The sequence below is a fragment of the Sphingomonas sp. Leaf339 genome (genome assembly GCF_001426195.1).
GTDB lineage: Bacteria > Pseudomonadota > Alphaproteobacteria > Sphingomonadales > Sphingomonadaceae > Sphingomonas.
In genome coordinates this window covers 1-21,894 of the sequence record NZ_LMRS01000056.1, presented here as the reverse complement: position 1 = coordinate 21,894, position 21,894 = coordinate 1, and the positions used below count along the sequence as shown (strand labels likewise).

Sequence of the window (21,894 nt, the reverse complement as noted above, 5' to 3'; positions counted from 1 at the left end):
GCCGCCGGCCCGCCACCCGCGCTAGGCAGGGGGATGACCGACACCCTTGTTGCCGCATCCCCCGCTACTGCGGGCGCCACCGCCTCCACCGTGGGCGAGGAACGCCTCGCCCGCCGCATGGCGAAGGGCGCGGCATTCCTCGGCACCGAGGTGGCGATCATGGCCGGCGCCATGTCGTGGGTGTCGGAACGGCATCTGGTCGCCGCCATCTCGAACGCGGGCGGTTTCGGCGTGATCGCGTGCGGGGCGATGACCGTCGACCTGCTCGATCGCGAGATCGCTGCGACCAAGGCGATGACGGACAAGCCGTTCGGCGTGAACCTGATCACCATGCACCCCGACCTGATGGCGCTGATCGATGTCTGCACGCGCCACGGCGTCGGCCATGTCGTGCTGGCGGGTGGCCTGCCGCCCAAGGGATCGCTGGAGGCGATCAAGGCCGGCGGTGCCAAGGTGATCTGCTTTGCACCGACGCTGGCACTCGCGAAGAAGCTGATCCGGTCGGGCATCGACGCGCTGGTGATCGAGGGGATGGAGGCGGGCGGCCATATCGGCCCGGTCTCGACCAGCGTGCTGGCGCAGGAGATGTTGCCTGAACTCAGCGAGCAACTGCCGGTGTTCGTCGCCGGCGGGATCGGCCGGGGTGAGGCGATCGCCGGCTATCTCGACATGGGGGCGGCGGGCGTCCAGCTCGGCACGCGGTTCGTGTGTGCCACCGAATCGATCGCCCATGCCAATTTCAAGAAGGCATTCATCCGCGCTTCGGCCCGTGATGCCGTCGCCTCGGTCCAGCTCGATCCGCGCCTGCCCGTCATTCCCGTGCGCGCACTGAAGAATGCGGGTGGCGAGCTGTTCACCGCCAAGCAGCGCGAGGTGGCGGGACATCTGGACGAAGGTCGCGTCGCGATGGCCGAGGCACAGTTGCAGATAGAGCATTACTGGGCAGGGGCGCTGCGCCGCGCGGTGATCGATGGCGATGTCGAGCATGGCTCGGTGATGGCCGGCCAGTCCGTCGGCATGGTGACGAAGGAAGAGCCCGCCGCCGCGATCATCGCCGAATTGATGGCGGAGGCCGCGCACGCACTGGACAAGCGCGCCGCCTGAAAAAAGCCGGGCGGATCGCGGTAAACGGCGGCGAAACCGTGATCGGTAACCGGCGGTAGAGCCGGTTCGGGTCAATGTAACCCCCTGAACACTTGGGGGTTCTGCATGCTACGCGTATCGTTCCGCATTGCCGCGTTGGTGGCGTCGTTCCTGTCGCCGCCGGTTGCTGCACAAGAGATGTTGTTGGCACCAGCATCTATCATGCCGGCGGTGGCGGTAATCGACGATGCGGCGCCGGCGCTTCCCGCAGGAGCATCGCCCAATTTCGAACCGCCCGTCGCCGATGGCGCAGGCGGTTACCTGACCCCCAATCGGGGATTATCAACCGAGGAGACGACGTGGCACCTGCGGGTGGCACTGAACGTCGCGGCGCTCGGCTGTCGCGGGGCGGCGGCGGATCAGCTCATCGACGGGTACAACGCGTTGCTGACCACGCATAAAGCAACGCTGACGACGATCACGGATGCCGTGGCGCAGCGATATAAGGCGCGGTTCGGCGCCAACTGGCAGGCGTATCAGGACGATGCGATGACCCGCCTCTATAACTTCTGGGCGCTGCCGCCGGCCAAGGAGGCGTTCTGCGCCGCGGCACTGGGCGTGATCCGTGATGTGGCGATCATTGCGCCCGACTCGCTGCCGGCATTCGCCGCCACCGCGCTGCCGCGGTTAGAGGCGCCGATGCTGGCGTTCTTCGTCAAGTTCGATCGCTATCGCATCGCTCGTACCGCGTGGCAGGCCCGCCATGCTCCCGCGTCGGTCATGGTCGCCGCGCAGGCCGCGCCGGTGCAGATGGCCTCCGTTCGGATAGGCGTCGGCGAGCCGTGATCGCAGGCATCACCCCTTGATCGGCGATCCGATCGACCAGCGATGGCCGAACGGATCGACCACTTGCCCGTATCGATCGCCCCAGAACTGATCCGCAACCGGCATCGTCACCACCGCCCCCGCCGCTGCGGCGCGGGCGGCCCAGCGATCGGCATCGTCGACCTGAAGGTGCAGCGTCACGCCGGCCGGTGGCGGCGCGGCATGGCCCGTCCATTCGGGAAATTCGTCGGACAGCATGATCCAGCCGCCGTTCAGCCGCAGCGACGCCTGCATCAACCGCTCGCCATCCTCCGCGACATTGCGCTCCACCACCTCAGCGGCGAAGGCGCGTTCGTAGAAGGACAGGGCCTCGCGCCCGCGCCGTGCGGCGATGGTCAGGAACGCGGTCACGCCGCCGGTCGGTCGATCCGCCATCGTCTATCTCCTTGAACCTGACAGGCTATGCCGAACCGCGTGAGCCGCCAAGCGGGTTCCTTCTGCCGCCCGCTTCGGTTAACGCCTGCCGCGATGAACGGCCTGGATCAACCGGCGGCAGGACGCTTCGAGGGATCGGAACACCGGTTTCCCTTGCGCGTCTATTTCGAGGACACCGACCTGTCGGGCGTCGTCTATCACGCCAATTACCTGCGCTACATGGAGCGCGCCCGTTCCGACATGCTGCGGGTCGCCGGGATCGACCAGCGGGCGGTGTTCGAGGCGGGAGAGGGGGCGTATGCCGTCGCCAGCCTGAACATCCGCTACCTCGCCCCCGCCCGCCTCGACGATGCGCTCTTGGTCGTATCGCGGGTCATCGAGGTGGGTGCGGCGCGGGTCGCCATTCATCAGACAGTCAGGTGCGCCGACCGAGTGCTGGCACAAGCGGATGTGGTCGCGGCGCTCGTCGCCGCGTCCGGCCGTCCGCGTCGCCAGCCGCGTGCCTGGATCGACATCTATGCCAAGCTCGTCGCTCAAGGGGGCTGAATGAATCCGGTTTTGAACATGGACGCGGCGACATTGTCGCCGATCGCGCTTTTCCTGCAGGCCGACTGGGTCGTGAAGTCGGTGATGGCGGGGCTGTTGCTCGCCAGCATCTGGACCTGGGCGATCATCATCGCCTTTTCGGGCCGCCTGCGCCGCACCCGCGCCGAAATGGGCCGGTTCGAGCGCGATTTCTGGAAGGCCGAGGACATCGACGCGTTCCACAAGACCGAAGCGAACCGCGATCTGCCATCGGCGCGTGTCTTTGCGGCTGGCGTGCAGGAATGGCGCCGGTCGACCGCGAGCGGCACGGTGGACAAGGGCGGCACGCGCGAACGGCTGGCAACGTCGATGGGCGCCGCCGTCGCGCTGGAGATCGACAAGCTGTCCGATCGCCTGAACATCCTCGCGACGATCGGATCGGTCGCGCCGTTCGTTGGCCTGTTCGGCACGGTGTGGGGCATCATGCGCAGCTTCACCAGCATCGCCTCGGCGCAGAATACGTCGCTCGCCGTCGTGGCCCCGGGCATCGCCGAGGCGTTGTTCGCCACCGCGATCGGCCTGTTTGCGGCGATCCCGGCGGTGATCGCGTATAATCGCTTCAGCCACGGTGTGAACAAGGTGGAGGCGGGGCTGAACCGCTTTGCCGACGGTTTCCACACCACGCTGTCGCGCCAGCTCGACGCAGCCCGTTGAAGAGGCCGCTGACATGGCGATGAACCTTCCCTCCGGCCGTCGAGACCGGCGCGCGCCGATGGCGGACATTAACGTCACGCCGCTGGTCGATGTGATGCTGGTGCTGCTCATCATCTTCATGGTGACGGCGCCGCTGCTGACCGCTGGCGTGCCGGTGGATCTGCCCGATGCGCGGGCCAAGCCGCTGGATCAGGATCAGCAACCGGTGGCATTGTCGCTCGATCGGCAGGGAAAGCTGTTCCTGGGCGAGGATGAGATCGCCGAGGCGGCATTGCCCGGCCGGCTGGAGGCGATCGTCGCCAAGGCGCGCGGGTCGCAGCCGCCGCAGGTTCTGCTGCGCGCCGACCGGGCGCTGGATTATGGCCGCGTGATGCGGGTGATGGGCGAACTGAATCGCGCCGGGCTGAACCGCGTCGCGCTGGTCAGCGTGGAGCAATAACGGTGGAGCGCGGCGAAAAGCTGGCGATCGGTATCGCGGTCGCGGGGCATGCGGTGCTCTTTGCGCTGCTGTCGCTCGGCTTCCTCGCCAGTCCGGAACCGCTGAAACCCAGCGTGCCGCCGGTGGAGGTGTCGCTGGTCGAGGACGTCGCACTGGAACAGACGTCGCCCGCGCCCACGGCCGAGGCCGCGCCCTCGATCGCGCCCGAGCAGGGGCCGCCCGAAGATGCCGCGCCGCCCGCGCCCGCCGAGGAAGCGCCTGCACCCGAACCGGCTCCCGCACCCGTCCCTGTGCCCGCCCCGAAGGTTGCGCCCGCCCCGGCGCCGCAGCCGCGTCCAAAGCCGGCGCCGGCCCCTGTTCCCGTGCCGAAGCCCAAGCCCGCGCCACCCCGGCCGACGCCTGCTGCCCAGAAAGCCGCACCGGCCAAGCCAGCACCCGCGAAGCCGGCCGCCGCGACACCGGCCAAGGCCGCCCCCGCCAAGACCGCGACCGCCGCTGCGAAGCCAGCCGCCAAATCCGCCGCGACCAAGGGTAGCGGCAAATCGCCGACGGCGACGGCGGCGCGCCCGCGCGGTTCGCGCCTGGGTGACGATTTCCTGAAGGGGCTGTCCGATCGTCCCTCGCCATCGAAGGCGGAGGCCGCGCCGGCTGCCAAGATGGGCGCGCAGGCCGCCGCCAATATCGGCTCCGCGATCCTGCGGCAGGTGCAGCCCTGTGCCAACCGGCAGGTGAATCCCGGCCCCGGTGCCGAGCGTATCCGCGTCGCGATCAACCTGCGCCTGAACCGCGATGGCACGCTGGCCGGCAGACCGCGCGTCGTTGGGCATACCGGCGTCGATGACGAGAACCAGCGATACGTCGACCGGGTCGACGATCTGGCGATCGCCACCTTCACCGGTTGTTCGCCCCTTCGCGGCTTGCCCGATGAGTTGTATGACGTTCAGAATGGCTGGAGCAACTTCACGCTCCGTTACAAGCTGCCTGGTTGAGGATGCCCATGTTCCGCTCGCCTTTCGCCCTTGCGCTCCTGCTCGGCACCGCTGCCGCCGCCCAGCAACCCGCCGCCGCGCCGCAAGCGCCGCCGGCCGCCGCCGGCCAGCAGCCGGCGGGGCAGGGTGACGGCGGCCTGATCGTCGATGTCGAGGGTGGCATCTCTGCGCCGACGCCGATCGCGATTCCTGTGATGCCTGCCGCGGCAGTGGTGAACACGCGCGCCGGTTCCACCGACGCGCTCGGTCGGCAGTTGTCGGATATTATCGCCAACGACCTGCGCAATTCCGGCCTGTTCACGCCGTTGTCGCCCGGCCAGTTGAAATCGGTGTCCTTCCCGGAAGTGACGCAACCCGCCTATGACCATTGGCGCGGCACGCAGGCACAGGCATTGGTGCAGGGCTATATCCGCGCCAATGGCGACGGGACGCTGACCGTGGGCTGTTATCTGTACGACGTGTCTGCCCAGCGCGAACTGGCGCGGCAGGGTTTCGTCGTGCCGCCCGAAGACTGGCGCCGTGCCGCGCACAAATGCGCCGACACGGTCTATTCGCGCCTGACCGGCGAAGGCCCTTACTTCGATAGCCGTGTGGTCTATGTCGCCGAGACGGGACCGAAGGACAAGCGCATCAAGCGGCTGGCGATCATGGATCAGGACGGCGCCAACCACCGCTTCCTGACCTACGGCCAGTCGATCGTGCTGACGCCGCGCTTCGCGCCGAACCAGCAGTCGATCGTGTATATGAGCTATGCCGGGCGCATTCCGTCGATCTATGTGTACGACATCGGGTCGGGCCGGCAGCGGCTGGTGGTGCAGAATGTCGCGACCACTTTCGCGCCGCGTTTTTCACCCGATGGCCGCAACATCCTGTTCTCGATGGCGACCGGCGGCAATACCGACCTTTACCGCGTGTCGAGCCAGGGCGGCACGCCGACTCGGCTGACGACGTCGCCCGGCATCGACACCGGTGGCAGCTATTCGCCTGACGGCAGCCGCATCGTGTTCGAATCGGATCGCTCCGGCGGGCAGCAGATTTATGTCATGAATGCCGATGGATCCAACCAACAGCGGATTAGCTTTGGCGGTGGCCGCTATGCCACCCCCGTTTGGAGCCCGCGCGGCGACCTGATCGCCTTCACCAAGCTGGCGGGTAATTTTCGTATCGGCACCATGTCGCCATCGGGTGGTGGTGAGAAGCTGCTGACCAATGACTGGTCGGACGAGGGGCCGAGCTGGTCGCCGAACGGCCGCGCGATCACCTTTTATCGCTCGGGCCGGGGTTCGTCGGGCAAGGCGACCCTGTGGATGGTCGATCTGACCGGCGTCAACGAACGCCGCATTCCGACCCCCCTCGACGGTTCCGACCCCGCCTGGGGGCCGCTGCGCCCCTGAATTTTCGATACACACTGGGAGAGAATGTCATGGCCAAGCTGAAGACCAGCCTCATCATCGCCACCGCCGCGCTGGCGATCGCCGCCTGCTCCAAGAAGCGCCCCGAAGTATTGCCGCCCGCGCCCGTGCAGAACACGGGCGACACCGGCCCGACCGGCCCGGTCACGCCCACCGATGGCGCGATCACGCCGGGGTCGGACGCCGATTTCAAGCGGTCGGTGACGTCGAACACGGTGCTGTTCGGGCTCGACCAATACGACATCGATCCCGCCGCGCGCACGATCCTCGACAATCAGGCGCAGTGGCTGGCGCGCTATCCCAATGTCCGCATTACCATCGAGGGTCATTGCGACGAGCGCGGTACCCGCGAATACAATCTCGCGCTGGGCGATCGTCGCGCCAACGCCGCCAAGAACTATCTGGCGGCCCGTGGTGTATCGGCCACCCGGATGACGACGATCAGCTATGGCAGCGAGCGCCCGGTCGCTACCGGATCGGATGACGAGGCCTATGCCCAGAACCGCCGCGCGGTGACGATCGTCCTCGGTTGATCCTGTCGGGCGGACGGTTCTTCCCCGTGAAGCACCGTCCGTCGAAGGTAAATGAACTTGGCTGTGACAGCCGCGTTGTCCTTGTTTCGCCCCAAGGAGCAATTCGATGAAACAGCTGATCGCCGCCTTCGCCATGGCCGCCATGGTCGCCCCGATGGCCGCCGCGCCCGCCGATGCGCAGCGTCGCGAATCACGTGACAACCGTTGGCAGGGTGATCGCGATGGCGATTGGAACCCGTCGGACAGCTACCGTCGCGGCAATTATCGTGAGCGTCGCCTGAGTCGTAACGACCGCATCTATCGCGGTCAGGATGGTCGGGCCTATTGCAAGCGCAACGATGGCACGACCGGTCTGGTAGTTGGCGCCGTTGGCGGTGGTCTGCTCGCCAACCTGATCGGCGGTGGTACGCTCGGCACGCTGGCGGGTGCCGGCGGTGGCGCGTTGCTCGGCCGGTCGGTCGATCGCGGCAAGGTGAAGTGCCGCTGATCGAATATCGTCGATAGGCCTAAGGCGCCGGTGGAGATCGCTCCGCCGGCGCCTTCGTTTTAAGAACGGCTTGCCAACCTCCCGACAACGATATTAAAGTGATATCATATTAAGGGAGGCAGAGATGGCAATCGCATCATCGAACGAACGACAGGCACTCACCCATTCGCGCGAGTACGGCGCATCGACCTTCAGCGGGTTGGCGATGCTCGGGGCGCTCGCACTGTTGATCCTGTTCGGGGCATATGGTGTCTATAGCCTGGCGAGCGAGGCGTGGCCGCCGATCCTGTCCGTGGTGCCGATCGGGTGCATGCTGGCGGCGCTGTTCATCGTCTGCGGATTCTACATGCTGCAACCCAATCAGGCCGCGGCCATCACGCTGTTCGGCGCCTATCGCGGCACCGACCGGGTGGCGGGTCTGCGCTGGGTCTTGCCGTGGATGATCCGCCGCGTGATCTCGGTCCGGTCCAACAACGTCATTTCCGAGCGGATCAAGGTCAACGATCTGCGCGGCAACCCGATCGAGATGGCGGCGCAGGTCGTCTGGCGCGTCACCGATACCGCGCAGGCACTGTTCGACGTCGACGATTACAAGGCGTTCGTGAACGTCCAGATCGAGGCCGCCGTCCGCACGATCGGCTCACGCTATCCCTATGACGATTACGAGCATCAGGAGATCACGCTGCGTGGCCATCACGATCAGGTCGGTGGCGAGCTGCGCACCGAACTGATCGCGCGGCTGGTGGTGGCGGGAATCACTGTCGACGAATGCGGCTTTACCCATCTGGCCTATGCGCAGGAAATCGCCGGGGCGATGCTTCGCCGGCAGCAGGCGCAGGCGGTGGTCGCCGCGCGATCGACGCTGGTCGAGGGCGCGGTCGGCATGGTCGAGATGGCGCTGGCGCTGCTCAGCGAGAAGAACGTCGTCGAACTGGACGACGAGCGGCGCGCGGCGATGGTATCGAACCTGATGGTCGTGCTGTGCGGCGAGCGCGATACGCAGCCGGTGGTCAACGCGGGATCGCTGTACCAGTAATGTCGACCGCGCCGCGTAAGTCCTTTCCGCTTCGTCTCGATCCGGCGCTCTATGCCGCGATCGAGCGGGCGGCGGCGGGCGATCTGCGCAGCATCAATGCCGAGGTCGAATGCCTGTTGCGCGAGGCGCTGGCGCGGCGCGGCGTCAAGCTCGATGCCCCCGTGCCGGCCCGACGCGGCCGCCCACCGAAAGGGGAATGAGATGACCGTTCGCAAACTGATGTTTGGCCTGGCCGCCGCGATCGTCGTCCTGTCCTGCGCCGCCATGTCGGTCGCGGCGGCGCGGGCGCTGGGGTTCTTTTAGGACGTTATCCGAGCGACGCGTCGAGCAATCGCGCCAGTCGCAGGCCGCCCTTCACCACCTCGTCGCGGGCCAGCGGCACCAGCCGAGCGATCGTCGCGTCGTCCAGTTTCAGTCGCGCCGGGGTCGGTGCGCAGGGATCGCCGCCTATCGCCGCTGCATAGGCGGCATGGGCATCCCGCCAGCTTTCGCGGCTCCAGTCGGTGGTGGTGCCCGCCCCCAGTCGCCGCCGGACCGCCGCCGGGTAGCGTTTCACCAGCGGCGGCGGGGTGGAGATCGCGCGCTCCGCCAGCAGTCCGTCCCAGATCGAATGCAGGTTCAGCCGGGGCGGGGCATAGATGCCGTAATCGGCCTTCGCGTCGTTGCCGCCCTTGTCCCCCTTGTCGCCGGCATGGAGCGGCTGGTGCAGATCGCCGACGAAATGGACCAGAAAAGCCAGCGCCATCGCCCGGTCCTTCGCGCTGGCCCGGCGGTTCTTCAGCACCGCTTGCTGCCGGTCGATCTGGGTCGATACGCAGTCGTTGTCCTTGCAGGCGGGTTCCAGCGTGAAGGGCTGGCAGATGTTCACGTTCTGATAGTGCCAGCTATAGGCGTAGCCGAAGCGCGACTGGCCGGCGGCGTCCTTCAGCGGCTTGATGCAATCGGGCCAGACGCTCGCCTCCTCGATCGTCCGCGCCGGGCAGGTCGGCGTATCCAACTGGGCCTGCGCCGCCAGCACGCGGCGGATCGCCACCCGCGTCGCCGGCTTCACATTGGCCCAGGCGATCGCCGCGACCGTCTCATGGCCATATTCCCAATAGGCGGATGCGGGCTGCGCGGTCATCAGCAGCGCCAGCAGGGCGAGCAGACGCCGGATCATGCCTCGTCACCATAGATCGCCACGATCCGTTCGCCGGCCGAGGTGGCCGAGCCGCGATACATGCCCGGCGTGGCGAAGCTCCATACCGCCTCGCCGCCGGGACCGGTCGCGATCACGCCGCCGGTGCCGCCGAGTGCCTTTACGCTCGCGATCACCGTGTCGGCGGCCTGTTGCAGCGATTCGCCGAGCATCCGCACCCGCGCGCCGATCTCGTGGCCGACGCTTTCGCGAATGAAGAATTCGCCCGATCCCGTCGCCGACACGGCCACGGATCGATCATCGGCATAGGTGCCCGCGCCGATCAGCGGCGAATCGCCGATCCTGCCCCAGCGCTTGCCGGTCACGCCGCCGGTCGAGGTCGCGGCGGCGACGTGGCCGGCCATGTCGCACGCCACCGCGCCGACGGTGCCGTATTTCATATCGACGTCGAACCAGTCGTCGTCCGCCTTCATCGATTCGAGCTGCCGGCGGCGCGCCGGGATGACGAACCAGTCGTTGTCGATCCGCTCGATTCCCTGTTCGGAGGCGAAGCGTTCGGCACCCGCCCCGGCGAGCAGGACGTGGGGGCTGTGTTCCATGACCGCGCGGGCGAGCGCCACCGGATGTCGCGCCGTGGTGACGCCCGCCACCGCGCCCGCGCGCCGGCCGGTGCCCTCCATGATCGCGGCGTCCAGTTCGACTCCGCCCTCGAACGTCAGCGCCGCGCCGTGGCCGGCGTTGAAGGCGGGATCGTCCTCCAGCATCTCGATCGCCGCCTGCACCGCATCGATCGCAGTGCCGCCGCCGGCCAGGATCGCGGCGCCGGCGTCGAGTGCACGGCCGAGGGCGACGCGGGCAGCGGCGTCCGCCTCCGCGCTGAGCGTCGATCGGTCGATGATGCCCGATCCGCCGTGGATCACCAGCGTCCAATGTCGTTGGTCGGTCATTGTCGGTCAGGCTCCATGCGGTAACTGGCGTCGCGCCGGTAGCAGATCGGCGGCCGCTCGCCATGGTCTTCCTGTTGTCATCGCAGCGGCGTATAGGTTGCGCCATGTCCATTCGTCCGTGGCGCGACATCGTGCGCCGTCCGAGCCGCCAGATCATGGTCGGCAATGTCCCCGTCGGCGGCGACGCCCCCGTCACCGTCCAGACGATGACCAACACGCCGACCGACGACGCGCGGGCGACGATCGACCAGATCCGTCGCTGCGAGGATGCCGGCGTCGACATCATCCGCGTGTCCTGCCCCGATGTGGAAAGCACGGCCGCGCTGAAGCAGATCGTCCGCGCCTCGCGCGTGCCGATCGTCGCGGACATCCATTTCCACTACAAGCGGGCGCTGGAAGCGGCCGATGCGGGCGCGGCGTGCCTGCGCATCAACCCCGGCAACATCGGGTCGTCGGCGCGGGTGAAGGAGGTCGTGAACGCGGCCAAGGCCAATGGCTGCGCGATCCGCATCGGCGTGAACGGCGGATCGCTGGAGAAGCACCTGCTCGAAAAATATGGCGAACCTTGCCCCGATGCGCTGGTCGAATCGGCGATGGATCACATCAAGCTGCTGCAGGACCACGACTTCCACGAGTTCAAGGTCGCGGTGAAGGCGTCCGACCTGTTCCTGGCGGTCGCGGCGTATCAGCAACTGGCCGAACAGGTCGATTGCCCGCTGCATCTGGGCATCACCGAGGCGGGCGGCTTCGTCGGCGGGACGGTGAAGAGCGCGATCGGGATGGGGTCGCTGTTGTGGTACGGCATCGGCGACACGATCCGCGTCTCGCTGTCGGCCGAGCCGGAAGAGGAAGTGCGCGTCGGCTTCGAAATCCTGAAGGCGCTGGGCATCCGCAACCGTGGTGTCCGCGTCGTGTCGTGCCCCAGCTGTGCGCGGCAGGGGTTCGACGTGATCCGCACCGTGCAGGCGCTGGAGGAGCGGTTGCAGCATATCCGCACGCCGATGTCGCTGTCGGTGCTGGGTTGCGTGGTCAACGGCCCCGGCGAAGCGCGGGAGACCGATATCGGCATCACCGGCGGCGGCAACGGCAAGCACATGGTGTATCTGTCGGGCGTCACCGATCACCATGTCCAGGACGCCGACATGATCGAGCATATCGTGAAGCTGGTCGAGGCGAAGGCCGCGGAGATCGAAGCGGCGTCGGAGCCTGTCGCGGTGGCGGCGGAATGACGTTGGCGATCCGCCGGGTCGAACCCGGCGACGTGGCCGCGATCCTCGACCTGATCGTCGCGCTGGCGGTGTACGAACGCGAACCGGATGCGGTGCAGGCGACCGAGGCGTCACTGCACGCCACGTTGTTCGGTCCGGGGGCGGAGGTCTTCGCGCATGTCGCCGAGATCGGTGGCCGGGTCGAGGGCGTGGCGCTGTGGTTCCGCACCTATTCGACCTGGACGGGGCGGCCGAGCCTGTATCTGGAGGACCTGTTCGTGTCCGAGGCGGCGCGCGGCACCGGCGCGGGCAAGGCGTTGCTGACCGCGCTGGCGCAGGAAGCCAAGCGACAGGATTGCGCGCGGATCGACTGGGCGGTGCTCGACTGGAACGACACGGCCAAGACCTTCTACAGCCATATCGGCGCGAAACGGTCGGCCGGCTGGGAGCCGTGGCGGCTGGAAGGCGAGGCGCTGGACCGGCTGGCCGGCGAAGGGTGAGGCCTACACCGGCCGTCGTCTTCGCGGTCGCGGCGCTGGGGATCGGCGTCTTTTCGGTCATGGACGCGGCGATGAAGGCGCTGGTGCTGGCGATCGGCGTGTACAACACGATGTTCTGGCGTGCGTTCGGCAATGTCGCGATCGGCGGGGCGTTGTGGAGCGTCGGGCCGCGCATCTGGCCCGATCGCCGGACGCTAGGGCTGCACCTTGCCAGAGGCGGCGTGACGACGGCGATGGCGCTGCTGTTCTTCTGGGGACTGGCGCGGGTGCCGATGACGCTGGGCGTGGCGATCGGTTATACCGCGCCGATCCTCGCGCTGGGGCTGGCGGTGCTGTTCCTGGGCGAGCGGGCCGGGTGGCGGGCGCTGGTCGCCGGGATCGCGGCGCTGGCGGGCATCGGCATCATTCTGGCAGGGCAATCCCGGAGCGCATCGGCACCGGCGGCGTGGTGGGGATCGGTGGCGATCCTTGCATCGGCGATGCTGTATGCGATCAACCTGATCCTGGCGCGGTTGCAGGCGTTGGCGGCGAAACCGGTGGAGATCGCGCTGTTCCAGTCGGTGGTCGTGCTGGCGACGCTGGCGCTGGCGGCGCCGTGGCTGATGGAGGTGCCGCCGGTCGGGCTGGTGCCGTTGCTGGGCATCGCCGCCGTGCTGGGGTCGATATCGATGCTGCTGCTCGGCTGGGCCTATGCGCGGGGCGAGGCGAGTTATCTGGCGGCGACCGAATATACCTCGTTCGTCTGGGCGGCGGCGCTGGGGTGGATCGTGTTCGGCGAGGCAGTGTCGATCTGGACGCTGGCGGGGGCCGCGGTGATCGTGGCGGCGTGCCTGTTCGCGGCGCGGCGGCGGGATATCGCGGCGAGCGCGGCGGTCGGGGCGCAGACCTGATCCGGTAAAGGTCTCCGGCGCGGAAAGTCTCGAAAGTCACACCTGCGCACGTGCGTGCGTGCGTGCGCAAGGGTTTGCGCGGTTCGGGGTTAGCGGACGATGGGAAAGAGCGAGGTTTGCTCTAGCTGACTCTGCCGCGTGTAGGACAGGTGGGTGTTTGCTTTCACCCGGTAAGAAACGCTGTTTGTGAGTGGGCGCTGCCTCGGCACCAGTTCCCCGGCGGAGGCCGGGGTCCAGTTGGGAAGGCGGCGGTGAGTTATTACCACCCTTCACCCCACTGGACCCCGGCCTTCGCCGGGGAGCAGATACTTATTCGCGGCCCAGGTCGGCGCCGTTGTCCATTGGTTCGTGGCCGTCGGTCTTGGCGTTCTCGTAGCGCTCGATCGCCTCCAGCGTGATGCGGCGGGCTTCGTCGGCGTCGCCCCACTTGCCAACGCGGACCCACTTCTTCTTTTCGAGGTCCTTGTAGTGCGTGAAGAAGTGCTCGATCTGCTCGAACACGATCTCTGGCACGTCGGCGCGACCGCCGACGTTCGAATAATAGGGGAAGACCGAGTCGGCAGGCACGCAGACGAGCTTCTCGTCGCCGCCGGCTTCGTCTTCCAGGTTCAGCACCGCGATCGGCCGGGCACGGACGACGCAGCCGGGGATGAAGGGCGAACGGGCGATGACGAGCGCATCGAGCGGATCGCCATCGGGCGACAGCGTGTGCGGCACGAAGCCGTAGTTCGCCGGATAGCGCATCGGCGTATGCAGGATGCGATCGACGAACAGCGCGCCCGACGCCTTGTCGAATTCATACTTCACCGGTTCGCCGCCGGTCGGCACCTCGATGATGACATTCAGGTCGTCGGGCGGGTTCACGCCGACGGGAATCAGATCAATGCGCATATAAACCCCTTTTAGATCAACGACCCATCACCGTGGCGCGAGCAGGCGGTCCAATCCCGTCTCGCCAGTGCCGGTCTTCTGCAGGCGCGGATAGCGGGGGCCGTCATGATAGTCGATAACGACATCGCGGAAGCGTTCTCCATTCCGGACAAGTAGCCGGATCGGCTCCTTCGTGCCGCGCGCGGCGAGGATCGCGGCCTTCAACCGCTCGCCGCTATAAGACTGGCCGTTCACGCCCTCGATCTGCGAACCGACGTCGATCGAGGCGGCGTAGGCGGGCGAATCCCAGATCGACGTGGTGACGGCGCCTTCCTTGTTGACGACGAGGCCCAGCGAATAGCTGACATCGATGCCGCGCGCCTTTTCGGCCTTGGCGAAATAGCTGGTCGGCTCGGTCGTGTAGATCAGGCTGTAGCCGTTCATCGCGAACCCTCGCGTCGGGGCGGGCTTGCCCGTCTCGGTCAGGCGCTGTTGCAGGAAGCCGGCCCAGTCATAGGGCAAGATGCGGTTCAGTGTCGCGGCGACATCGGCGAAGGTGTAGGTCACCTCGCCCCAGTCACCGTCGCGGATGCCGAAGAAGGCGCGGGCGAAATCGTCGATCGATTTCGTGCCGCCGGATTTCTGGCGGAGCATGGCGTCCACCTCCATCCAGACCATCATGCCCTCGTTGTAATAATCCTCCGACCGTTGCCAGCTGGTCCAGCCCTTGGGCTTGCGCGACGAGATCACGGGATCGTTGGTGGTGTCGATCAACGGCCGCCACTGGCGCGCCTTCGCGGCGTCGTAGATCGCGATCGTCGCGGCATAGGCGTCGAGCGTATCCTGTTTGGAGACGATGCCGGAGCGCGCCTGCAGCACATAGCCCCAGAACTGGGTCTGGCCTTCATACACCCAGAGCAGCGAATCGCGCATCGGCGTGCGGAAATCGGGGGTCCACAGGTCGGCGCCGCGACGGAACTTCCCGTCCCAGCTATGCGTGAATTCGTGCGGCAACAGGTTGCGGCGGGTGACGCTGTTTTCCCAATCGATGAAATAGCCGGGGTTCACGCCGTTTTCGGAGCTGCGATGATGCTCCAGCCCGATACCGCCGAGCTGATCGGTGATCGAGAGCAGAAATTCATATTTGTCGTAATGCTGCGCGCCGAAGGTCTTCACCGCCTGATCGACCAGCCGCCGGTGCGCGTCGATCTGTTCGGGGGTGGCGGCCAGCTCCTTCGGATCGTCGGCGAAGACGTTCAGGTCGACGCGCGGCGACAATGCCCAAGTCTTGCCGTACTTGCCGGCGAGCACGGGCGAATCGACGAGGATCTCGTAATTCGTCTTCTCATAGGCATAGGTCGATCCCGACACCTTCGCGGGCAGCGCGCCCGCCGCCGTCCAGCCGGCGGGGAAGGTCGCGGTCATGCGGATCGGGATGCGGCGGGTGTAATAGCCGGCCGGATAGAGGCTGACCGAATTGGGTTGCAGGCTGACCATCGTCGGGGTCACGGCGATGCGGCCCTGATCGGCCTTGGTCGCGGACAGGAACTGGAACTGCACGTCGAGCGACTTCGCGCCCGAGGGGACGTCGATGTGGAAGGCAAAGACGTCGACCGGATCGCGCGTCCACGGCACGATGCGACCGTTCGCGCGGATGACGAGGCCGGCGAGCTTTTCGATCTCGCCGCGCGGCGAATGCGCACCGGGCAGCCATTTCGGGAACAGCAGCGTCATCGCCCCGGATTGGGGGACGGGAATCGTTTCCTTCACGCGCAGGATGCCGCGTTCGGTGTCGGTGGCGTCCACGTCGAGCTGGATCGTGCCGGGATAGGCGATGTCGCGCGCCGCCGGGATGGTATCGACGAACGGCACCGGTTGCGGCGCGGTGTTGCCGGCGGGGACTTGCGCGGCGAGGGGAAGGGCGAGAGCGGAGGACAACAGGCAGGCGACGACTGGCTTGACGGTCATGAAGAACCCTTATGGATGGGGATGATGAGAGGTTTAGGCGGCTGAAAGGTCAACCGTCCAGTCCTTCAGGCGCCGCCGAGGACGTTGATGGTGAACGCCAGCACGCCGATGTTGAAGACGAAGGCAGCCATGCTCTGACCCAGCACCACGCGGCGGATGCGGCTGTTGCTGATCTCGACGTCCGATGTCTGGAACGTCATGCCCAGCGTGAAGCTGAAATAGGCGAAATCCCAGTAATCGGGCGTGTCGTCGCCGGGGAAGCCCAGCCCGCCCTCATCCTTCCCGTTATCGCCCTCGGAATAATAGAGATGGGCGTAGTGGAGCGCGTAGATGGTGTTCGAGAATAGCCAGGCGAGCACCAGCGTGGTGACGACGAGGATGATCGACAGGGTGTCGTTGCGGCCCTTCAGCTCGCCGGCCACCGCGACGAGGATGACGATCATCGTCACGCCGGTGAAGCCGAGCAGCACCGCGCGGTTGGCGTCGTTCAACCGGGCGGCGGCGCGCATCCGGGCGGCCTCGCCATGCCCCAGCAACGTGGCGACCGAGATCAGGAACACGGTCGCGCCGATATCGAACGCCGCCATGATCCCGCGCCCGCGCCCCAGCCAGGGGATGCACCCGGCCAGCGCGGCGAGGAAGATGACCACGAACAGGACGAATCGCGGCGGCGCCACGCGTTGTCCCAACCTCCACCGGATCTTTTGTGCCATGTGTGGGGGCGCTAGCGCTTGTGCGTGCGCTCGCCTAGATAGCCGCGCTCTTATGGCCCGTATCCAGACCCCCCATCGCGTGCGCGGCACGCAGGACATCTTCGGCGACGAACAGCGGCGTTTCGCGCATGTGCTGGCGACGTTCGAGCGCGTGCGTGCGCTTTATTGCTTCCAGCGCGTCGACATTCCCGTGTTCGAGGCGACCGAGGTGTTCGCCCGGTCGATCGGCGAGACGACCGATGTCGTGTCCAAGGAGATGTATACCTTCCCCGATCGCGGCAACGACTCGCTGACGCTCCGGCCCGAATTCACTGCCGGGCTGGCGCGCGCGTACCTGACCGAGGGGTGGCAGCAATATGCGCCGCTGAAACTGGCGACGTCGGGCGCGGTGTTCCGGTACGAACGACCACAAAAGGGGCGGTATCGCCAGTTTCACCAGATCGACGCCGAGGTGATCGGCGCGCCCGAGCCGGCGGCGGACGTGGAATTGCTGGTGCTGGCGGATCAGTTGCTGCGCGAACTGGGTATCGAGGGCGTGACGTTGCAGCTGAACACGCTGGGCGATGCCGAGACGCGCGATGCGTGGCGCGAGGCGCTGGTGGCACATTTCGAGGCGCACCGGGCGGACCTGTCCGAAGACAGCCTGACGCGGCTGGCGAAGAACCCGCTGCGCATCCTCGATTCGAAAGACCCGCGCGATCGGCCGGCGGCGGATTCGGCGCCGGATATCGACGCGTATCTGACCGTGGAGGCGCGCGCGTTCTTCGATGCGGTGACGGCCGGGCTGGATGCGGCGGGGGTGGCGTGGGCGCGTAACCCGCGGCTGGTGCGCGGGCTGGATTATTACCGGCACACCGCGTTCGAATTCGTGACCGACCGGCTGGGGTCGCAGGGGACCGTGCTGGCGGGTGGGCGCTATGACGGGCTGATCGAGTCGCTGGGTGGGCCGGCGACGGCGGGGGTTGGCTGGGCGGCGGGGGTCGAGCGGTTGGCGATGCTTCTGGACGAACCCGTGGCGCCGACGATCGATGCGGTGATCGTACCGATGGGCGCGGCGGCGGAAGCGCGGGCGACGGGTATTCTTGCCGACCTACGACGTGCGGGACTGGCTGTGGACATGGCGTACAAGGGCAAGATGAAGCAGCGAATGGCGAAAGCCGACGCGCTGGGTGCACGGAAGGCGATCATCATCGGTGATGATGAATTGGCGGCCGGAATGGCAGCGGTAAAGTTGCTGGCTGATGGCAGCCAGCGCGCGGTGCCCTTCGCGACCTTGGCTGAGGCGCTGCGATGATCCTCCCGATGCCAGAGAGGAACTTATTGTGACCCCCATCTCCCCCGACCGCATCCGCGCGATCGAGGCGCGGCGGGACGAACTCGCGGCGCAGATGGCGACGGGTGATCTGCCCGGCGATCGTTTCGTGGCGGTGTCGAAGGAATATGCCGAGCTGGAACCCGTGGCGCAGGCCGCGGGCGAGGTGCGGCGGTTGCGGGCGGAGGCGGAAAGCCTGGCCTATATGGCCGAGGACAATGGCGACGAGGAACTGCGGCAGATGGCCGCGGACGAACTGCGCGACAACAAGGCCGCGCTCGACGCTGCGCATCATCGCCTGGCGCTCGCCCTGCTGCCGCGCGATGCGGCGGACGAACGCGCGGCGATGCTCGAAATCAGGGCTGGCACCGGCGGGGATGAGGCGGCGCTGTTCGCGGGCGACCTGTTCCGCATGTACCAGCGCTATGCCGATGGCCAGGGATGGCGCGTCGAGATGATCTCGGCCAGTTCGTCGGACGCGGGCGGCTTTAAGGAAGTGGTCGCGTCGGTGACGGGGCAGGGCGTGTTCGCGAAACTGAAGTTCGAATCGGGCGTCCACCGCGTGCAGCGGGTGCCGGCGACCGAGGCGGGCGGGCGAATCCACACCTCCGCCGCGACGGTCGCAGTCCTGCCCGAGGCGGAGGAGGTCGATGTGAAGATCGACGAGGCGCGCGACCTGCGCATCGACGTCTATCGATCGTCCGGCCCCGGCGGCCAGTCGGTCAACACCACCGACAGCGCGGTCCGCATCACGCATCTGCCCACCGGCCTGGTCGTGATCCAGCAGGACGAGAAGTCGCAGCACAAGAACAAGGCCAAGGCGCTGAAGGTGCTGCGGACACGGCTGTACGAGGCGGAGCGCGAGCGGCTGGCATCCGAACGATCCGGCACGCGCAAGGCGATGGTGGGATCGGGCGATCGGTCGGAGCGCATCCGCACCTATAATTTCCCGCAAGGGCGCGTGACGGATCACCGCATCAACCTGACGCTGCATCGCCTGCCCGAGATACTGGTCGGCGAGATGGACGAACTGATCGGCGCACTGATCGCCGAGGACGAGGCGGAGCGGCTGGCGAGCCTCGATGGCTGAGACGCCGCGCGGCGGGGTGCAGGCGGCGCTGGCCGAGGCGGCGGCGCGATTCGGGTTTTCGGATACGCCGCGACTCGATGCCGAACTGCTGCTGGCGCATGCGCTGGGGATCGACCGGTCGGCGTTGCTGCTGGATATGGAGCGACCGGTGCCGGCTGGGTTCGCGGCGCTGGTCGAGCGGCGGGCGGGGCATGAACCCGTCGCCTATATCACCGGCGTGCGTGGTTTCTGGACGCTGGATCTGGCGGTCGGCCCCGGCGCGCTGGTGCCGCGTGCGGACAGCGAGACGGTGATCGCCGCGGCGCTGGCGCATTTTGCGGGACGACCGCCGGCCAGCGTGCTCGATCTGGGCACCGGGCCGGGCACGTTGCTGCTGGCGCTGCTCGACGAGTGGCCGGCGGCGCGGGGACTGGGGATCGACCGGTCGGCGGCGGCGCTGGCCTATGCCCGGCGGAACGCACGGGGCTTCGGGGATCGGGTGGCGCTGGTGCAGGGCGACTGGACGGGGGCGCTCGCGGGTCGGTTCGACCTGATCGTCGCGAACCCGCCGTACATTGCCACCGACGAGACCCTGCCGCCCGAGGTCGCGGCGCATGAGCCGGTATCGGCGCTCTATGCGGGCGCGGACGGGCTGGACGATTACCGGCGGCTGGTGCCGGCGCTGCCCGGCCTGTTGGCGCCGGGTGGGGCGATAGTGCTGGAGATCGGCTGGACGCAGGCGCAGGCGGTGGGCGATCTGTTGCGCGCGGCGGGTCTGGGCGTGACGGAACACCGCGATCTGGGTGGCCGGTCGCGGGCGTTGCTGGCCAGCTGAACCGGCTTTTGCCTTGAAGTGGTACGTGTTGCGTCGATATTTCGCTTGTCGGACGGGTTGCTCCGCCGCTATGAACAGGTCGGGGCACACGATCTTCGATGATAGTCCAGGATCGCACGGCGACCCGCACCCATCGTCATGACGTCGCATTTCGCGGCTGTGGCAGGCCCGACGTCACGTCGGCCAAGGTGTCATGCGGCGATGTCAGCCATTGGGGCCGTGCCCGGGAGCCCGTTTCAGCGTTGGGACAAGGACAACAAGCTTGATCAACAATCGGCAGCAACAGGCTGGCCGTCGTCGTGGTCGCGGCGGCAATGGTACTGGTGGTAGCGGCAATACGGGCGGCCCGCGTCAGGGTGGCCAGGGACGTCCCGACAACGGCAATCGCATCGACAACCGCGCCCGCGGCAACGCGAACCAGTTGTACGAGAAGTACAAGAATCTGGCCGCCGATGCCCAGCGTCAGGGTGACCGGGTCAACACCGAATATTATCACCAGTTCGCGGATCACTATTTCCGTGTGCTGAGCGATCAGCGCGGTCGCTTCGAGGACCAGCAGCCGCAGCCGCGACGTCAGCAGTCCGATTTCGAGATGGATGGCGATGACGATTACGGCGACGAGGGCGAACCGATCCGCGCCGGCGAGCAGGGCGAGGCCGCCCGGCAGGAGCGGAACCGCGACGATCGTCCGCGCAACGAGCGGGTCCGGGAGGATCGTCCGCGCGAGGACCGTCAGCAGGGCGACGATCGCCAGCGCGACGCGCGCCCCCGCAACGAGGGGCGTCAGGATGGTAACCGGAACGATGCGCCCCGGTATGAGGGCCAGCGTAACGATGCGCCGCGCAACGACGGCCAGCGCAATGACAGCCAACGCAATGATGGACAGCGCAATGACGCCGCCCGAAACGAGGGTCAGCGCAACGACGGTCAGCGGTATGACGCCCCGCGCAACGACGGCGAGCGTCCACGCCGCTGGGAGCGCGAGGATCGCGCCCCGCGCCAGATCGAACAAGCGCCCGAACCCCGCGTCGAGGTAGAGGTTGCCGGCCAGCATCGCGCCGATCCGGTTGCGTCGGGCGAAAACCTGCAGGAACGGGCAGAGGCGGTATTGGAAGCGGATGCGCCACCGCCCCGTCGTCGTGGTCGTCCACGGCGTGATGCTCAACTGATTCAGCCTGATGTTCAGGCGACCAGCGAGGTTGAGTCTGTGCCGATGGTGGAGAGTAACGGCGTGGATGCGGATCGGCTGCCGCCGTCGCTCGGGATTTCAGCGGCCAGTGAGGCCGCTGGCAGCGGAGAGGCGCCGAAGCCCCGCCGTCGTCGAATCCGGACGGTGACGCCAGACGAGGTCGGCGCCGGCTGATTTGATCGGCTGATTGCTGAACGGGCATCGTTGAAACGGGAGGGGCCGGCATCACATCGATGCCGGCCCCTTTGGTTTGCGAGGCCGAAAGGTCGTTCAGTCGATCCGCTCGACATCCTCGTCATGGCCCGACCCCGAACTCAGGAAGACGAGGCCCATCAACAGGCCGGCCAGCATCACCGAACCGCCGACGCCACCGATGATCGCAGCCATGGTGACAATATGGAGCGGCCCCTGAAGATGTGCCATCACGACGATCACGGCACCGACGCAGATCGCCGCGACGACGGTCATCCAGCTGAGCAGATGTCTAAATCGGCCCCAGGCGAAGCGCGCATAGTCGGGATCGTCCAATCCGGCGGGTTGCTGCGTCATGGTGACAACATGAAACCGAATCGCGATTCGCTCAAGCGATCGTGATTCGGGTGCTACTGCCGGGGGGAAGGCCGTGCGGTATCAATTGGTATCTCCCAGCAACTATCTGACGAATAATCGGCTTTCCCATATTTCATCAAAAAACTGTCACATGGTGGTTGACGCATCTGGGGTGTGTGGGTAGAGGGGTTTCACCGCAGCGGTGTCGCTTACGAGCTGGTGCCGCGG

General features: G+C 67.0%; 25 protein-coding genes. 18 read left to right on the top strand and 7 right to left on the bottom strand.

The features are described 5' to 3' along the window. Positions 1-117: 117 nt before the first annotated feature. Together ASG67_RS15600 and ASG67_RS15595 are read left to right on the top strand one after the other, a co-directional pair. A complete protein-coding gene (locus ASG67_RS15600) occupies positions 118-1,104 on the top strand; it encodes an NAD(P)H-dependent flavin oxidoreductase (protein WP_056532044.1) in 987 nt (328 codons plus the stop codon). Between the two features lie 105 nt (positions 1,105-1,209). Next, positions 1,210-1,929, top strand: a complete 720-nt coding sequence (locus ASG67_RS15595) for a hypothetical protein (protein WP_056532042.1) — start codon at positions 1,210-1,212, stop codon at positions 1,927-1,929. Between the two features lie 9 nt (positions 1,930-1,938). Here ASG67_RS15595 and ASG67_RS15590 read toward each other — a convergent pair whose 3' ends face one another. Next, positions 1,939-2,343 carry a VOC family protein gene (locus tag ASG67_RS15590; RefSeq protein ID WP_056532041.1) on the bottom strand — a complete coding sequence of 135 codons (405 nt, stop codon included), beginning with the start codon at positions 2,341-2,343 and terminating at the stop codon, positions 1,939-1,941. 93 nt (positions 2,344-2,436) lie between these two features. Here ASG67_RS15590 and ybgC point away from each other — a divergent pair, with 93 nt between their 5' ends. The 9 genes from ybgC to ASG67_RS15545 all read left to right on the top strand — a co-directional run bounded on the left by ybgC (position 2,437) and on the right by ASG67_RS15545 (position 8,678). Beyond that, entirely contained in the window at positions 2,437-2,889 is a 453-nt protein-coding gene (gene ybgC, locus ASG67_RS15585) for a tol-pal system-associated acyl-CoA thioesterase (RefSeq protein WP_056532418.1), read from the top strand. Beyond that, positions 2,890-3,582 carry a protein TolQ gene (tolQ, locus tag ASG67_RS15580; protein ID WP_056532039.1) on the top strand — a complete coding sequence of 231 codons (693 nt, stop codon included), beginning with the start codon at positions 2,890-2,892 and terminating at the stop codon, positions 3,580-3,582. Positions 3,583-3,595: 13 nt separating this feature from the next. Beyond that, a complete protein-coding gene (gene tolR, locus ASG67_RS15575) occupies positions 3,596-4,021 on the top strand; it encodes a protein TolR (protein ID WP_056532037.1) in 426 nt (141 codons plus the stop codon). A 2-nt stretch (positions 4,022-4,023) separates the two neighbouring features. Next, positions 4,024-5,010 carry a hypothetical protein gene (locus ASG67_RS15570; protein WP_056532035.1) on the top strand — a complete coding sequence of 329 codons (987 nt, stop codon included), beginning with the start codon at positions 4,024-4,026 and terminating at the stop codon, positions 5,008-5,010. Positions 5,011-5,012: 2 nt separating this feature from the next. Continuing rightward, positions 5,013-6,404 carry a Tol-Pal system beta propeller repeat protein TolB gene (gene tolB / locus ASG67_RS15565; RefSeq protein WP_056532033.1) on the top strand — a complete coding sequence of 464 codons (1,392 nt, stop codon included), beginning with the start codon at positions 5,013-5,015 and terminating at the stop codon, positions 6,402-6,404. Between the two features lie 29 nt (positions 6,405-6,433). Then, positions 6,434-6,955 carry a peptidoglycan-associated lipoprotein Pal gene (pal, locus tag ASG67_RS15560; protein ID WP_056532031.1) on the top strand — a complete coding sequence of 174 codons (522 nt, stop codon included), beginning with the start codon at positions 6,434-6,436 and terminating at the stop codon, positions 6,953-6,955. A 106-nt stretch (positions 6,956-7,061) separates the two neighbouring features. Continuing rightward, positions 7,062-7,442, top strand: coding sequence for a glycine zipper 2TM domain-containing protein (locus ASG67_RS15555; RefSeq protein WP_056532030.1), 381 nt, complete (start codon positions 7,062-7,064; stop codon positions 7,440-7,442). A gap of 124 nt (positions 7,443-7,566) precedes the next feature. Next, positions 7,567-8,478 carry an SPFH domain-containing protein gene (locus ASG67_RS15550; RefSeq protein ID WP_056532028.1) on the top strand — a complete coding sequence of 304 codons (912 nt, stop codon included), beginning with the start codon at positions 7,567-7,569 and terminating at the stop codon, positions 8,476-8,478. Beyond that, positions 8,478-8,678: a hypothetical protein gene (locus ASG67_RS15545; RefSeq protein WP_056532026.1), complete on the top strand. Its 201-nt coding sequence runs from the start codon at positions 8,478-8,480 to the stop codon at positions 8,676-8,678. Before ASG67_RS15550 ends, ASG67_RS15545 begins: the two co-directional genes overlap by 1 nt. A gap of 107 nt (positions 8,679-8,785) precedes the next feature. Here the strand turns inward: ASG67_RS15545 and ASG67_RS15540 are convergent, their stop codons facing one another. Both ASG67_RS15540 and ASG67_RS15535 read right to left on the bottom strand, forming a co-directional pair. Next, positions 8,786-9,637: a S1/P1 nuclease gene (locus tag ASG67_RS15540; RefSeq protein WP_056532024.1), complete on the bottom strand. Its 852-nt coding sequence runs from the start codon at positions 9,635-9,637 to the stop codon at positions 8,786-8,788. Further along, positions 9,634-10,563, bottom strand: a complete 930-nt coding sequence (locus ASG67_RS15535; protein WP_056532022.1) for an isoaspartyl peptidase/L-asparaginase family protein — start codon at positions 10,561-10,563, stop codon at positions 9,634-9,636. The genes ASG67_RS15540 and ASG67_RS15535 overlap by 4 nt, the downstream gene beginning before the upstream one ends. A 104-nt stretch (positions 10,564-10,667) precedes the next feature. Between ASG67_RS15535 and ispG the strand changes: the two genes are divergently transcribed. From ispG to ASG67_RS15520, 3 genes are read left to right on the top strand one after another with little or no spacing between them, the layout of a single operon-like run. Next, positions 10,668-11,792, top strand: coding sequence for a flavodoxin-dependent (E)-4-hydroxy-3-methylbut-2-enyl-diphosphate synthase (gene ispG, locus ASG67_RS15530; RefSeq protein ID WP_056532020.1), 1,125 nt, complete (start codon positions 10,668-10,670; stop codon positions 11,790-11,792). Further along, positions 11,789-12,271, top strand: a complete 483-nt coding sequence (locus ASG67_RS15525; RefSeq protein ID WP_056532018.1) for a GNAT family N-acetyltransferase — start codon at positions 11,789-11,791, stop codon at positions 12,269-12,271. The genes ispG and ASG67_RS15525 overlap by 4 nt, the downstream gene beginning before the upstream one ends. Further along, positions 12,268-13,161, top strand: a complete 894-nt coding sequence (locus ASG67_RS15520; RefSeq protein ID WP_056532016.1) for a DMT family transporter — start codon at positions 12,268-12,270, stop codon at positions 13,159-13,161. The genes ASG67_RS15525 and ASG67_RS15520 overlap by 4 nt, the downstream gene beginning before the upstream one ends. 309 nt (positions 13,162-13,470) lie before the next feature. Here ASG67_RS15520 and ppa read toward each other — a convergent pair whose 3' ends face one another. The 3 genes from ppa to ASG67_RS15505 all read right to left on the bottom strand — a co-directional run bounded on the left by ppa (position 13,471) and on the right by ASG67_RS15505 (position 16,712). Continuing rightward, positions 13,471-14,052 carry an inorganic diphosphatase gene (gene ppa, locus ASG67_RS15515; RefSeq protein ID WP_056532014.1) on the bottom strand — a complete coding sequence of 194 codons (582 nt, stop codon included), beginning with the start codon at positions 14,050-14,052 and terminating at the stop codon, positions 13,471-13,473. Between the two features lie 27 nt (positions 14,053-14,079). Beyond that, complete coding sequence (locus ASG67_RS15510) at positions 14,080-15,999, bottom strand: M61 family metallopeptidase (protein ID WP_056532012.1); 1,920 nt, start codon at positions 15,997-15,999, stop codon at positions 14,080-14,082. A gap of 65 nt (positions 16,000-16,064) precedes the next feature. Continuing rightward, the gene (locus ASG67_RS15505; protein WP_056532011.1) at positions 16,065-16,712 is read right to left on the bottom strand and encodes a DUF1345 domain-containing protein; all 648 of its coding nucleotides are present in this window, start codon (positions 16,710-16,712) and stop codon (positions 16,065-16,067) included. A gap of 52 nt (positions 16,713-16,764) precedes the next feature. On the opposite strand from ASG67_RS15505, the gene hisS reads away from it, so the two are divergent. The 4 genes from hisS to ASG67_RS15485 all read left to right on the top strand — a co-directional run bounded on the left by hisS (position 16,765) and on the right by ASG67_RS15485 (position 21,291). After that, positions 16,765-18,006 (top strand): histidine--tRNA ligase, encoded by a 1,242-nt coding sequence (gene hisS, locus ASG67_RS15500; protein ID WP_056532009.1) that lies wholly within the window; start codon positions 16,765-16,767, stop codon positions 18,004-18,006. Positions 18,007-18,034: 28 nt separating this feature from the next. Next, complete coding sequence (gene prfA / locus ASG67_RS15495) at positions 18,035-19,114, top strand: peptide chain release factor 1 (protein WP_056532006.1); 1,080 nt, start codon at positions 18,035-18,037, stop codon at positions 19,112-19,114. After that, entirely contained in the window at positions 19,107-19,928 is an 822-nt protein-coding gene (gene prmC / locus ASG67_RS15490) for a peptide chain release factor N(5)-glutamine methyltransferase (protein ID WP_056532004.1), read from the top strand. The genes prfA and prmC overlap by 8 nt, the downstream gene beginning before the upstream one ends. Before the next feature lie 262 nt (positions 19,929-20,190). Beyond that, entirely contained in the window at positions 20,191-21,291 is a 1,101-nt protein-coding gene (locus ASG67_RS15485; protein WP_056532003.1) for a DUF4167 domain-containing protein, read from the top strand. Positions 21,292-21,387: 96 nt separating this feature from the next. Here ASG67_RS15485 and ASG67_RS15480 read toward each other — a convergent pair whose 3' ends face one another. Further along, on the bottom strand, positions 21,388-21,666 hold the full coding sequence (locus ASG67_RS15480; protein WP_056532001.1) for a hypothetical protein: 279 nt from the start codon (positions 21,664-21,666) through the stop codon (positions 21,388-21,390). Positions 21,667-21,894: the final 228 nt, after the last annotated feature.